This window comes from Acidovorax sp. LjRoot194 (genome assembly GCF_964253015.1).
GTDB lineage: Bacteria > Pseudomonadota > Gammaproteobacteria > Burkholderiales > Burkholderiaceae_C > Acidovorax.
The window spans coordinates 3,917,059-3,929,151 of record NZ_CAXUQB020000001.1 but is presented as its reverse complement, the minus strand read 5'-3'; the positions used below and the strand labels follow the sequence as shown (position 1 = coordinate 3,929,151).

The following is a 12,093-nucleotide window of genomic DNA, read 5'->3' as shown; positions in this document are numbered from 1 at the left end:
CAGCACTTTGGGGCCTTAGCGCAGCACCAGCACCGGGATGTGCGAGTGCGTCAGCACGTGCTGCGTCTCGCTGCCCAGCAGCAGGCGCTTGAGGCCCTTGCGGCCGTGCGACGCCATGACGATCAGGTCGCACTTGTGCTTCTTGGCAGCCGAGATCACGGCTTCGGCCACCAGGTCGGACTTGGCGACCACGGCCTTCACCGTGACGCCCTGGGCGCCGCCCTCGGCCTTCACCTTGTCCACCATGGCCTGGGCTTCGGCCGCCCACTGCGCCTCGATGCGCTGGGCATCGTTCAGGTCCACCGACATGCCGCCTTCGAAGTAGCTGCGCGGGTAGCGCGGCACCACCTTCAGCGCCACCACCGTGGCACCCGACAGGGCCGCCAGCGCCAGGCCGTGGTTGACTGCGTTGTCCGACAGCGGCGAGCCGTCTGTGGGGATCAGGATACGCTTGTACATGGTGTGCTCCTTGAAGTGACGCCATCAGCTTAGGACCGATCATGTTCCGCGACTTGATCCAGGTCAATGTGGCGTGCGGGGCAGGGCGATAGCCTTGAACCATGTCAATGTTTCAAGCCGACGCCCCGGTTCTGCCCCCGGCGGATGCCCCTGCCGCCGCGCAGGCCCTGCTGCTGGACGACCCGCAGGAGTGGTCGGCCTTCGGTCGGCCGCTCACGCCGACCGGCAGCATCCCGCAGGACCCTGCCACCTGCGGCTGGGACTCGCAGGTGGTGCTCGAAGGCATGCACTGCGCGACTTGTGCCCTGACCATCGAAGACGCCCTGCGCGCCGTGCCCGGCGTGCAGCAGGCCGACGTGAGTGCGGCCACCCGCCGGGCGCGTGTGGTCTGGCACCCCGGGCAGGTGCTGCCCTCGCAGTGGATGGCGGCGGTGCACCGGGCCGGCTACCGCGCCATGCCCGCCATGGACGCCCTGGCCCGCGAGCAGCGCCAGCGCGAGAGCCGCCGCGCGCTGTGGCGCTGGCTGGTGGCCGGCTTTTGCATGATGCAGGTGATGATGTACGCGTGGCCTGCGTACGTGGCGCAGCCGGGCGACTTGACGCTCGAGATGGAGCAACTGCTGCGCTGGGCGTCGTGGGTCATCACGCTGCCCATGGTGGTGTTCTCGTGCGGGCCCTTCTTTGGCAGCGCACTGCGCGACGTGCGCCTGCGCCGCGTGAGCATGGACCTGCCGGTGGCCCTGGGCATGGCCATCACCTTCGTGGTCAGCACGGCGGGCACGTTCGAGCCCACGGGCCTCTTCGGCCGGGAGGTGTACTACGACTCCCTGACCATGTTCGTATTCTTTTTGCTGACCGGGCGCTGGCTGGAGCTGCGCCTGCGCGACCGCACCGCCGGCGCGCTGGAGGCGGTGATGAACCGGCTGCCCGACAGTGTGGAGCGTCGCGGAGCAAAAGGTAATTTCACCCGCGTGGCCACGCGCCGCCTGGTGCCCGGCGACACCATCCGCGTGCTGCCGGGCGAGGCTTTTCCGGCGGATGGCCGCATCACCCGCGGCAGCACACAGGCCGACGAAGCCCTGCTCACCGGCGAGTCCACGCCCGTGGCGCGCCCGCTGGGCAGCACAGTCACCGCCGGCAGCTACAACCTGCAGTCGCCGGTGGAAGTGCTGGTGCAGGGCACCGGCGCGCAGACCCGCTTTGCGCAGATCGTTGCGCTGATGGAAAGCGCCTCGCTGCAAAAGCCGCGCCTGGCCCAGCTGGCAGACCGCATCGCCCGGCCGTTTCTCGTCGCCGTGCTGCTGGCTGCCGCGCTGGCGGTGGCATGGTGGTGGCCGTCCGCCCCCGGCCATGCGCTGATGGTGGGCGTGGCCGTGCTCATCGTGACCTGCCCCTGCGCGCTGTCGCTGGCCACGCCCGTCGCCATGCTCACCGCTGCGGGCACGCTGGCGCGCCACGGCGTGCTGGTGCGCAACCTGCAGGGGCTGGAGGCGCTGGCGGCGGTGGACACCATCGTGTTCGACAAGACCGGCACGCTCACGCGCGACGGCATGGCGCTATCGGACACGCGTACGTCCGGCGACATGGCGGCCGGCGAGGCACTGGCCCTCGCTGCCGCCATGGCGGTGCAGTCGGTGCACCCCGCATCGCGTGCGCTGGTGGCGGCCGCCGCCCGCATGCCGACAAGCAACCTGCAATGGGCGGTGACGGACCTGCAGGAGGACGCCGGCCTCGGCCTGACCGCCACGGTGCAGTGCGTGGGGGCAGGGCAGGCCACACGCCGCTTGCGCCTGGGCTCGGCCCTCCATGCGGGCATGGCGCCACAGACGGCTGGCGACGTGCTGCAGGTGGTGCTGTCGGAGCAGCGGGCGGATGGGGAGTTGCAAGAGCTTGCACGTTTCGATCTGGCCGAGGATCTGCGCAGCGAAGCCGCACCGGTGGTGCGCGCCCTGGAGCAGGCGGGCGTGGCTGTGCAGTTGCTGTCGGGCGACCGCGGCGCGGCGGTGCAACGCGTGGCCGCGCAGGCCGGCATTGCGCACGCCAGCGGCGAGTGCACACCCCAGGGCAAGCTGGCCGCCCTGCAGGCATTGCAAGCACAGGGTCACCACGTGGCCATGGTGGGCGACGGGCTCAACGACGGTCCGGTGCTCGCGGGGGCCCATGTCTCGTTTGCTTTTGGCCGCGCCGTGCCGCTTGCACAGTCGCGCGCCGACTTCGTGGTGCTGGGCGACAGCCTGGCGCTGGTGCCGCAGACGGTGCTGTTGGCGCGCCGCACCCTTCGCGTGGTGCGCCAGAACCTGTGGTGGGCCGCGCTCTACAACGCGCTGTGCGTGCCCCTGGCCGTGGCGGGCTGGATGCCCGCGTGGCTGGCGGGGCTGGGCATGGCGCTGAGCTCGCTGCTGGTGGTGCTCAACGCGTCGCGCCTGGCGCGCGAGCTGCCGGCGCTGGGCGGGGCCGACCACGCCGCGCCGCTGGCGCAGGGCCCGGTCGCAACGCCCGTGCCAACCCACCCCCTGGAGCCTGCCTGATGGACATCCTGTACCTGCTGATCCCGTTGTCCGTGGTGCTGGTGCTGATGGTGCTGGCGGGGCTGTGGTGGGCCGTGCACCACGGCCAGTTCGAGAGCGTCGAACAAGAAGGCGAGCGGATTCTCCGGGACGATTGACTTGGGTCAATGCGCACCGGTGCTGACTGCAAGAAACTCAGATCGCAATACAAAGAGGTGCCCGATGGATTCTCCAAAAACAGTGGCTGCGCACTACAACGACACCGTGGTGCGGCAGTTCTCGATCATGGCCGTGGTCTGGGGGGTGGTTGGCATGCTGGTGGGCGTGGTCATCGCCGCCCAGCTGGCCTGGCCCGAGCTCAACTTCGGCATTCCCTGGCTCAGCTACGGGCGCCTGCGCCCGCTGCACACCAACGCGGTGATCTTCGCGTTCGGCGGCTGCGCGCTGTTCGCCACCAGCTACTACGTCGTGCAGCGCACCAGCCAGGTCCGCCTGTTCGCCGGGCCGCTGGCGGCCTTCACCTTCTGGGGCTGGCAACTGGTCATCGTGGCCGCGGCCATCAGCCTGCCGATGGGCTACACGTCCGGCAAGGAATACGCCGAACTCGAATGGCCCATCGACATCCTGATCACGCTGGTGTGGGTGTCGTATGCCATCGTGTTCTTCGGCACCATCGGCGTGCGCAAGGTCAAGCACATCTACGTGGCCAACTGGTTCTTCGGCGCGTTCATCCTGGCCGTGGCACTGCTGCACGTGGTCAACAGCGCAGCCATTCCGGTCAGCTTCATGAAGAGCTACTCGGCCTACGCCGGTGTGCAGGACGCGATGGTGCAGTGGTGGTACGGGCACAACGCGGTGGGCTTCTTCCTCACGGCGGGCTTCCTTGGGATGATGTATTACTTCATTCCCAAGCAGGCCGGCCGTCCGGTGTACAGCTATCGCCTGTCCATCGTACACTTCTGGGCGCTGATCTTCACCTACATGTGGGCCGGCCCGCACCACCTGCACTACACCGCGCTGCCGGACTGGACGCAATCGGTGGGCATGGTGTTCTCGCTGATCCTGCTGGCTCCCAGCTGGGGCGGGATGATCAACGGCGTGATGACGCTGTCGGGCGCCTGGCACAAGCTGCGCGACGACCCCATCCTGCGCTTTCTGATCGTGTCGCTGTCGTTCTACGGCATGTCCACGTTCGAGGGTCCGATGATGTCCATCAAGACCGTCAACGCATTGAGCCACTACACCGACTGGACCATCGGCCACGTGCACTCCGGCGCGCTGGGCTGGGTGGGGCTGATCTCGATGGGCTCGCTGTACTACCTGGTGCCGCGCCTGTTCGGCCGCGACAAGATGCACTCTATCAAGGCGATCGAGCTGCACTTCTGGATGGCCACCATCGGCATCGTGCTGTACATCGCCGCGATGTGGATCGCCGGTGTGATGCAGGGCCTGATGTGGCGCGCCATCAACCCTGACGGCACGCTCACCTACACCTTTGTCGAGAGCGTCAAGGCGACCTATCCGTTCTACGTGATCCGCGTGGCCGGTGGCCTGCTGTACCTGGGCGGCATGGTGGTGATGGCCTGGAACGTCTGGATGACCGCCATCTCGGGCCGTTCGGTCAAGGTGACCATTCCTGCCGTGACTGCGGCGCACGCCTGAGCCGAAGGAGTCCATTCATGTCCAACAACAACACCAACCCTTCGACCGGCTTCTCCCACGAGAAGATCGAGACCAACAACTTCCTGATGATCGTGCTGATCCTGCTCGTGATCGCCATTGGCGGCCTGGTGGAGATCGTGCCGCTGTTCTTCCAGAAGTCCACCACCGAGGCCGTCAAGGGCGTGGAGCCCTATACCGCCACGCAACTGGTGGGGCGCGACATCTACATCCGCGAGGGTTGCTACAACTGCCACTCGCAGATGATCCGCCCCTTCCGCGCCGAGACGCTGCGCTACGGCCACTACTCGGTGGCGGGCGAGTTCGTGTACGACCACCCCTTCCAGTGGGGCAGCAAGCGCACCGGCCCCGACCTGCACCGCGTGGGCGGCAAGTACAGCGACGAATGGCACCGCATCCACCTGAACAACCCGCGCGACGTGGTGCCCGAGTCGAACATGCCTGCCTACCCCTGGCTGGAAAAGAACGCTGTGGACCCCGCCGGCGTGGCGCCCCGCATGAAGGCCCTGCGCACCGTGGGCGTGCCCTATACCGACGAGCAGATCCAGGCCGCGGCCGAAGACGTCAAGGGCAAGACCGAGCTGGAGGCCCTCATCGCCTACCTGCAGGTCATGGGCCGCGCGCTGAAGTAAGCAACACAGAACCCTTTAGGAGATCCGCCATGGACATCACCACCATGCGCATCGTCGCCACCCTGGCATCGATGGTTTGCTTCATCGGTATCTGGGTCTGGGCGTACATGGGCCGCAACAAGTCCCGGTTCGACGAGGCCGCACAGCTGCCGTTCGAACAAGATTGACCTTCACCAGAACGAGAACACCCCATGAGTGACTTCACCAGCAATTTCTGGTCGGTCTTTGTGACCACGCTGACCCTGGTCGGCATCGTTGCCTGCGGCATCCTGCTGTGGATGGCGGGCCGCAAGAAGGTCGTGGCCACCGCCGACAACACCACCGGCCACGTCTGGGACGAGGACCTGGTCGAGATGAACAACCCCCTGCCGCGCTGGTGGGTGTGGCTGTTCGTCATCACCATCGTGTTCGGCCTGGCGTACCTGGCGGCCTACCCGGGTCTGGGCAGCTTCAACGGCAAGCTCAACTGGACGCAGAAGGGCGAGTACGAGGCCGAGATGGCCAAGGCCAAGGCCGCGCTCGACCCGCTGTACGCCCGCTTTGCATCCATGAAGCCCGAGGACGTGGCCAAGGACCCGCAGGCCCAGGCCATCGGCGAGCGCCTGTTCATGAACAACTGCGCCCAGTGCCACGGCTCCGACGCACGCGGCAGCAAGGGCTTTCCGAACCTGGCCGATGCCGACTGGCTGCACGGCGGCACGCCCGAGAAGATCCGCGAGACCATCACGCAGGGCCGCATCGGCACCATGCCCCCGATGGCCGCCGCCGTGGGCACGCCCGAGGACGTGCGCAACCTGTCGCACTACGTGCTGAGCCTGTCGGGCAGCCCGCACGACTCGCTGCGTGCATCGCTGGGCAAGTCCAAGTTCGGTGCCTGCGCGGCCTGCCACGGCATGGATGGCAAGGGCAACCAGGCCCTGGGTGCGCCCAACCTGACCGATGACATCTGGCTGCACGGCTGGGGCGAAGCCGCCATCACCGCCATGATCAACAACGGCAAGACCAACCAGATGCCTGCGCAGGCGGACAAGCTGACCGAAGCGCAGATCGGCGTGCTGTCGGCCTACGTGTGGAGCCTCTCGGGCAAGCAGGTGGCGGCGGCCAGGTAGGCCCGGGCACCTGACCACGCCGGGCGGCGCGACAGCCAGCGCCGCCCTGCGGTCCGCACCGCGCATCCCTCCCGCCAGCCAGGGCCTCACCGTTTCAAAAGCCAGCACCACGAGCCACACCATGAAGCCACCCAGCGGGCCTGCCCGCAAGGTCATCCCCATCGCGGCGGTCGCGGCCGATGCGTCGTCGTCCCAGGGCGAGATCGTCTCGCTGTACGAGGCGCAAAAGAAGATCTACCCCCGCTCCATCAGCGGCGTGTTCGCGCGCTGGCGCTGGGCCATGGTGTTCCTCACGCAGCTCGTGTTCTACGGGCTGCCATGGTTCGAGTGGGGGCAGCGCCAGATGGTGCTGTTCGACCTGGGTGCGCGGCGCTTTTACATCTTCGGCCTGGTGCTGTACCCGCAGGACTTCATCTACCTCACGGGCCTGCTCATCATCTCGGCGATGTCGCTGTTCCTGTTCACCGCAGTGGCGGGGCGGCTGTGGTGCGGCTTTGCGTGCCCGCAGACGGTCTACACCGAGATGTTCATGTGGATCGAGCACAGGATCGAGGGGGACCGCAGCGCGCGGCTGCGGCTGGACAAGGGGCCGTGGACGGCAGAGAAGGCGGTGAAGAAGTCGCTCAAGCAGCTGGCGTGGATGTCGGTGGCGCTGTGGACGGGTTTTACCTTCGTGGGCTACTTCGTGCCCATCCGCACGCTGGGCAGCGAGCTGCTGGCCTTCTCGGGCGGGTGGCAGATGTTCTGGGTGCTGTTCTACGGCTTTGCCACCTACGGCAACGCGGGCTACATGCGCGAGCAGGTCTGCAAGTACATGTGCCCCTATGCGCGCTTTCAGAGCGCGATGTTCGACAAGGACACGCTGGTGGTGAGCTACGACCCCGAGCGGGGCGAGCAGCGCGGCCCGCGCAAGAAGGGCATCGACTACAAGGCCCAGGACCTGGGCGACTGCATCGACTGCTCGCTGTGCGTGCAGGTGTGTCCGGTGGGTATCGACATCCGCAACGGGCTGCAGTACGAGTGCATCGGCTGCGGGCTGTGCGTGGACGCTTGCAACACCGTGATGGACAAGATGCAGTACCCGCGCGGGCTCATCCGCTACTCCACGCAAAACGGCGTGGCCAACCGGTGGAGCCAGTCGCAGATGCTGCGCCGGGTGCTGCGCCCCCGCGTGCTGATCTACACCGCGATCCTGGCAGCGCTGTGTCTTGCCATGCTGGCCAGCCTGGTCACGCGCACGCCGCTGAAGGTGGACGTGGTGCGCGACCGTGCAGCCCTGTCACGCATCGTGGCCGGGGGCAAGCTCGAGAACATCTACCGCCTGCAGATCATGAATGCGACCGAGGGGCCGCAGCGCTACCGCATCGCCGCCCGCGGGCTGACCGCGCTCGAAGTGGCCTCGGAGGCCGAGGTGGACATCGGTGCCGCGGAGTCCCGCTGGGTGGCGGTGCGGCTGCAGATTCCGTACGGATCGGCCGCGCCGGGCTCGCACGCGGTGCAGTTCGACGTGCAGGCGGTGGACCGAGCCGCCCATGTGACCGAGAAATCCGTTTTCCTGGTGCCGCGCTGAGGCGCTGCACCGCCCGAGAAGATTTGCAAGGAGTACTGACATGCCATCGAATCCCGCCATCGGCCGCAACGGCCCAGCCATCTCTGCCAGTTCCACAGGTCCGGGCGCCGCGCCCGCCGCCGCCCCGTGGTGGAAGTTCGGCCACGTCTGGCTGGTCATCGCCGGGCCCGCCATCGTGATCGTGGCCGGCTTCGTCACGCTGTGGCTGGCCATCTCGCGCCCCGACCCGGTGGTGGCGGAGGACTACTACCGCCAGGGCATCGAGATCAACAAGGCGCTGGAAAACCCCGCCAAGAGCCTGGCGCCTGCCGTGAAGGGCCGCAACCACGCCGCCACGCCGGTGCAGGACCAGCCGCGTTGAGTCGCCCACCGGCTGACCGGCTGCGAAGACGAGAACAACAACACCGGCGAGCACCGGCGGCCCCTGCGGTACCGCCGTGCCCGTTCGCCCCGCGAAGGAGACTGCAAGTATGTGGACGCAACGCCTGATGTGGATTGCCTGGCCCGCCTTTTTGATGGCCGGCGTGATGGAGATGCTGGTCTTTGCCCTGGTCGATCCGCACGACCTGCACTGGTTCGGCCAGCCCCTGGCACTGTCGCGCGAGGGGGTCTATACCCTCGCGTTCTTCGCGTTCTGGGCCGTCACGATGGCATCGAGCGCGCTGACCACGCTGCTGGCGATGTCGCCGTTCGAGCTGAACCGCTGTCCCGTGCCGCCGGGGGAGCGCCCTGACGATTGCCGCAAGACGTCGTGCTCCTGATGTGCCGAGGTGTGCGGAGACTGCGGGTGGTGAAAACGGCGTTTTGAAAACGACAGCGCCGGCTCGAGGCCGGCGCCGAAGTCCTGGCCTGTGGTGGTGCTCAGTGGCAGGCTTGCTGGCTGTTCACGATGCGCTTGAGCGCGTCGGTATCGAGGATGCGCACATGGCGCTGCTTGACCTCGACGATGCCTTCTTCGACGAACTTGGAGAACGTGCGGCTCACGGTCTCGAGCTTGAGGCCCAGGTAGCTGCCGATCTCTTCGCGCGTCATGCGCAGCACCAGCTCGGACTGCGAGAAGCCCCGTGCGTGCAGGCGCTGCACCAGGTTCAGCAGGAATGCGGCCAGCCGCTCTTCGGCGCGCATGCTGCCCAACAGCAGCATCACGCCATGCTCGCGCACGATCTCGCGGCTCATGATCTTGTGCACATGGTGCTGCAGCGCCGTGACCTCGCGCGAGAGTTCTTCGATGCGGTCGAACGGCATCACGCAGACTTCGGCGTCTTCCAGCGCCACGGCATCGCAGGTGTGCTGGTCGTTCACGATGCCGTCGAGGCCGATGATCTCCCCGGCCATCTGGAAACCGGTGACCTGGTCGCGGCCGTCTTCGGTCGCCACGCAGGTCTTGAAGAAGCCGGTGCGGATGGCGTACAGCGAGGTGAAGGTCTCGCCGTTGCGGAACAGCGTGGTGCCGCGCTTGACCTTGCGGCGGGTGGCCACGACCTCGTCGATGCGCTGCAACTGCTCATCGCTCAGGCCGACAGGCATGCACAGCTCCCGCAGATTGCAGTTGGAGCAGGCGACTTTCATGGTGAGCGGGTTCATAGGTACAGCAGGTTGGGGTTCGGGCGTTTCACCCCGTGGTGGCGAGGCTTCGCTGCGGACCGGGGGTGGGCGACTGACATGCATCAAATTGTCGCTGGTCGGCTGGTGGCATCACTTGACGTAGATCAAGGACGTGAGGAACAGCTTACGGCACAGTGGCAGCGTACGCAAGGATGCTTCCAATGACTGCTGTTTCGCCCGAGCTGCTGCGCCGCTTCGATGTGCCAGGGCCCCGCTATACCTCCTACCCCACGGCCGACCGCTTCGTCGAGGCTTTCGGGCAGGACGACTACGTGCTTGCGCTGGAGCAGCGCCGCGCAGGCACCGGGGCCAAGGCGCTGCCGCTGTCCCTGTACGTGCACATTCCGTTTTGCGAATCGCTGTGCTACTACTGTGCGTGCAACAAGATCATCACCAAGCACCATGACCGCGCCGATGTCTATCTGCGCTACCTGAGCCGCGAGATCGACCTGCACACCGCACACTGCGGCACCGGGCAGGTGGTGAGCCAGCTGCACCTGGGCGGGGGCTCGCCCACGTTCCTGTCCGACGACGGCCTGCGCGAGCTCATGGCCATGCTCAAGCGCAGCTTCACGCTGGCGCCGGGCGGCGAGTATTCGATCGAGGTGGACCCGCGCACGGTGGATGCCAGGCGCCTGGCGGTGCTGGCCGAGCTGGGCTTCAACCGGCTGAGCTTCGGCGTGCAGGACTTCGACCCCGAGGTGCAGAAGGCCGTGCACCGCATCCAGCCCGCGGAGCAGGTGTTCTCGCTGGTCGAATCGGCCCGCGCGCTGGGCTTCGAGTCGATCAACGTCGACCTCATCTACGGCCTGCCGCGCCAGACGCCCGAGTCGTTCGACCGCACGCTGGCCCAGGTGGTGCAACTGCGGCCCGACCGCATTGCGCTGTATGCCTACGCACACCTGCCCGAGCGCTTCAAGCCGCAGCGCCGCATCGTCCCCGCCGAGCTGCCCATGGGCGGCGCCAAGGTGTCGATGCTGTCACGCTCGCTCGATGCCTTCATGGCCACAGGCTACGTGTACGTGGGCATGGACCACTTCGCGCTGCCCGACGACGCGCTGGCCGTGGCCAAGCGCCAGGGCCGGCTGCACCGCAACTTCCAGGGCTACAGCACCCAGCCCGACTGCGACCTGATTGGCCTCGGGGTATCCGCCATCGGCCGTGTGGGCGCGACGTACAGCCAGAACGCGAAGACGCTGGACGAGTACTACGACTTCCTGGACCAGGGCCGGCTGCCGGTGGTGCGCGGCCTGGCGCTGACCCGCGACGACCTGGTGCGCCGCGCCGTCATCATGGCGCTGATGTGCCAGGGCGAGCTGCTGTTCGAGCCGCTGGAGCAGGCGTGGCTCATCGACTTTCGGCGCTACTTCGCGGCCGAGATCGAGCGGCTGGAGGAGATGGCCGGCCAGGGGCTGGTGCAGATCCGCCCCGATGGCATCGCAGTGACTGCCATGGGCTGGTTCTTCGTGCGCGGCATCGCGATGGTGTTCGACCGCTATCTGCAGGCAGACCGCAACCGGGCGCGGTTCTCGCGCATCATCTGATGCCCGGCCGCACCGCCCGGGCCCACTGGGTGCCTTCAGGCGCTTGCCCACCATGCTGCTCACGGTAGCTTCGACCGCCCTGCTCATGGGCCTTGCCGGCGGGTCCCACTGCCTGGCCATGTGCTCTGCGCCTTGCGGGGCGCTGGTGGGGCAGGGGGGCGGCTCTGCAGCGGGTGCCGTGGCGCAGCCGGTGCGGTGGTTGCCGCGCGGTGGCGTGGTGCAGCGCACGGCGGCGTTTCACGCGGGCCGGCTGGCGGGCTATGCCCTGGCAGGCGCCCTCGCGGCCCTGGCCATGGACAGCCTGGCATGGCTGACCCAGCACACCATGGCGCTGCGCCCCGCCTGGACCCTGGCGCATGTGGCGGTGATGGCCTGGGGCCTGATGCTCATGGTGCAGGCACGCCAGCCGCAGTGGGTGGAGCAGGCGGGCCGGGCGGTGTGGGCGCGTGTGCGCCCGCTGGTCCAGGCCCCGGGGGGCGTGCTGCTGGCGGGTTTCCTGTGGGCGCTGATGCCCTGCGGGCTGCTGTATTCGGCCTTGCTGGTGGCCGCGCTCAGTGGCGGTCCGGTGCAAGGGGCGCTGGCCATGGCGCTTTTTGGCGTGGGCAGCGGCCTCTGGCTGGCCGCCGGCCCCTGGGCGTGGGGCCGGCTCCGGGCGCGGCTCCATACCTGGCGAGCCAATGGGGGCACGCGGGTGGCCGGCGGCCTGCTCTGCGCGGTGGCCGGCTGGGCGCTCTGGATGGACCTGGTCTACAAGCCGTCGCTCTGGTGCCGGTAGCCGGGCACCGCCCAAGGAGCGCGCGGCGCCGGTTTGTCACGCACTGGGCACGCACTGGGCACACACTGGTCACCATCGGATACGCCCTCCGACTCAGGGCAATCACCCGGTGACAGGACCTGCGGCATGAAGTGTTGCCCTGTCGCCTCTGTGCAGCAGCAACGGATTGATCACTCAGGGTTAGGGCGATAATCTATGTAACTATCGGTGGC

Annotated in this window: 13 protein-coding genes; 11 read left to right on the top strand and 2 right to left on the bottom strand. The window is 67.6% G+C overall.

Going from position 1 to position 12,093, the window contains the following annotated elements:
* Positions 1 to 15 precede the first annotated feature (15 nt).
* Positions 16 to 459 carry a universal stress protein gene (locus tag ACSQ3N_RS17800; RefSeq protein ID WP_436146982.1) on the bottom strand — a complete coding sequence of 148 codons (444 nt, stop codon included), beginning with the start codon at positions 457 to 459 and terminating at the stop codon, positions 16 to 18.
* Positions 460 to 566: 107 nt separating this feature from the next.
* Between ACSQ3N_RS17800 and ACSQ3N_RS17795 the strand changes: the two genes are divergently transcribed.
* The 9 genes from ACSQ3N_RS17795 (at position 567) to ACSQ3N_RS17755 (ending at position 8,718) form a co-directional block, all read left to right on the top strand.
* Positions 567 to 2,987, top strand: coding sequence for a heavy metal translocating P-type ATPase (locus ACSQ3N_RS17795; RefSeq protein ID WP_436147971.1), 2,421 nt, complete (start codon positions 567 to 569; stop codon positions 2,985 to 2,987).
* A complete protein-coding gene (gene ccoS, locus ACSQ3N_RS17790; RefSeq protein WP_056169616.1) occupies positions 2,987 to 3,124 on the top strand; it encodes a cbb3-type cytochrome oxidase assembly protein CcoS in 138 nt (45 codons plus the stop codon). The genes ACSQ3N_RS17795 and ccoS overlap by 1 nt, the downstream gene beginning before the upstream one ends.
* 64 nt (positions 3,125 to 3,188) lie before the next feature.
* On the top strand, positions 3,189 to 4,628 hold the full coding sequence (ccoN, locus tag ACSQ3N_RS17785) for a cytochrome-c oxidase, cbb3-type subunit I (protein ID WP_056169613.1): 1,440 nt from the start codon (positions 3,189 to 3,191) through the stop codon (positions 4,626 to 4,628).
* Positions 4,629 to 4,645: 17 nt separating this feature from the next.
* Positions 4,646 to 5,278: a cytochrome-c oxidase, cbb3-type subunit II gene (ccoO, locus tag ACSQ3N_RS17780; RefSeq protein ID WP_436146981.1), complete on the top strand. Its 633-nt coding sequence runs from the start codon at positions 4,646 to 4,648 to the stop codon at positions 5,276 to 5,278.
* Positions 5,279 to 5,307: 29 nt separating this feature from the next.
* The gene (locus ACSQ3N_RS17775; RefSeq protein ID WP_056169607.1) at positions 5,308 to 5,445 is read left to right on the top strand and encodes a CcoQ/FixQ family Cbb3-type cytochrome c oxidase assembly chaperone; all 138 of its coding nucleotides are present in this window, start codon (positions 5,308 to 5,310) and stop codon (positions 5,443 to 5,445) included.
* Positions 5,446 to 5,469: 24 nt separating this feature from the next.
* Complete coding sequence (gene ccoP, locus ACSQ3N_RS17770; protein ID WP_436126244.1) at positions 5,470 to 6,387, top strand: cytochrome-c oxidase, cbb3-type subunit III; 918 nt, start codon at positions 5,470 to 5,472, stop codon at positions 6,385 to 6,387.
* A 121-nt stretch (positions 6,388 to 6,508) separates the two neighbouring features.
* Positions 6,509 to 7,957, top strand: coding sequence for a cytochrome c oxidase accessory protein CcoG (gene ccoG / locus ACSQ3N_RS17765; RefSeq protein ID WP_436146980.1), 1,449 nt, complete (start codon positions 6,509 to 6,511; stop codon positions 7,955 to 7,957).
* A gap of 40 nt (positions 7,958 to 7,997) precedes the next feature.
* On the top strand, positions 7,998 to 8,318 hold the full coding sequence (locus tag ACSQ3N_RS17760; protein WP_436146979.1) for a FixH family protein: 321 nt from the start codon (positions 7,998 to 8,000) through the stop codon (positions 8,316 to 8,318).
* A gap of 109 nt (positions 8,319 to 8,427) precedes the next feature.
* Positions 8,428 to 8,718 (top strand): hypothetical protein, encoded by a 291-nt coding sequence (locus tag ACSQ3N_RS17755; protein WP_056169595.1) that lies wholly within the window; start codon positions 8,428 to 8,430, stop codon positions 8,716 to 8,718.
* Positions 8,719 to 8,818: 100 nt separating this feature from the next.
* On the opposite strand, the gene fnr is transcribed toward ACSQ3N_RS17755, so the two are convergent.
* The gene (gene fnr, locus ACSQ3N_RS17750) at positions 8,819 to 9,541 is read right to left on the bottom strand and encodes a fumarate/nitrate reduction transcriptional regulator Fnr (protein ID WP_056169593.1); all 723 of its coding nucleotides are present in this window, start codon (positions 9,539 to 9,541) and stop codon (positions 8,819 to 8,821) included.
* A 182-nt stretch (positions 9,542 to 9,723) separates the two neighbouring features.
* Here fnr and hemN point away from each other — a divergent pair, with 182 nt between their 5' ends.
* On the top strand, positions 9,724 to 11,106 hold the full coding sequence (hemN, locus tag ACSQ3N_RS17745; RefSeq protein ID WP_436146978.1) for an oxygen-independent coproporphyrinogen III oxidase: 1,383 nt from the start codon (positions 9,724 to 9,726) through the stop codon (positions 11,104 to 11,106).
* A 52-nt stretch (positions 11,107 to 11,158) separates the two neighbouring features.
* Entirely contained in the window at positions 11,159 to 11,881 is a 723-nt protein-coding gene (locus tag ACSQ3N_RS17740) for a sulfite exporter TauE/SafE family protein (protein ID WP_436146977.1), read from the top strand.
* Positions 11,882 to 12,093: the final 212 nt, after the last annotated feature.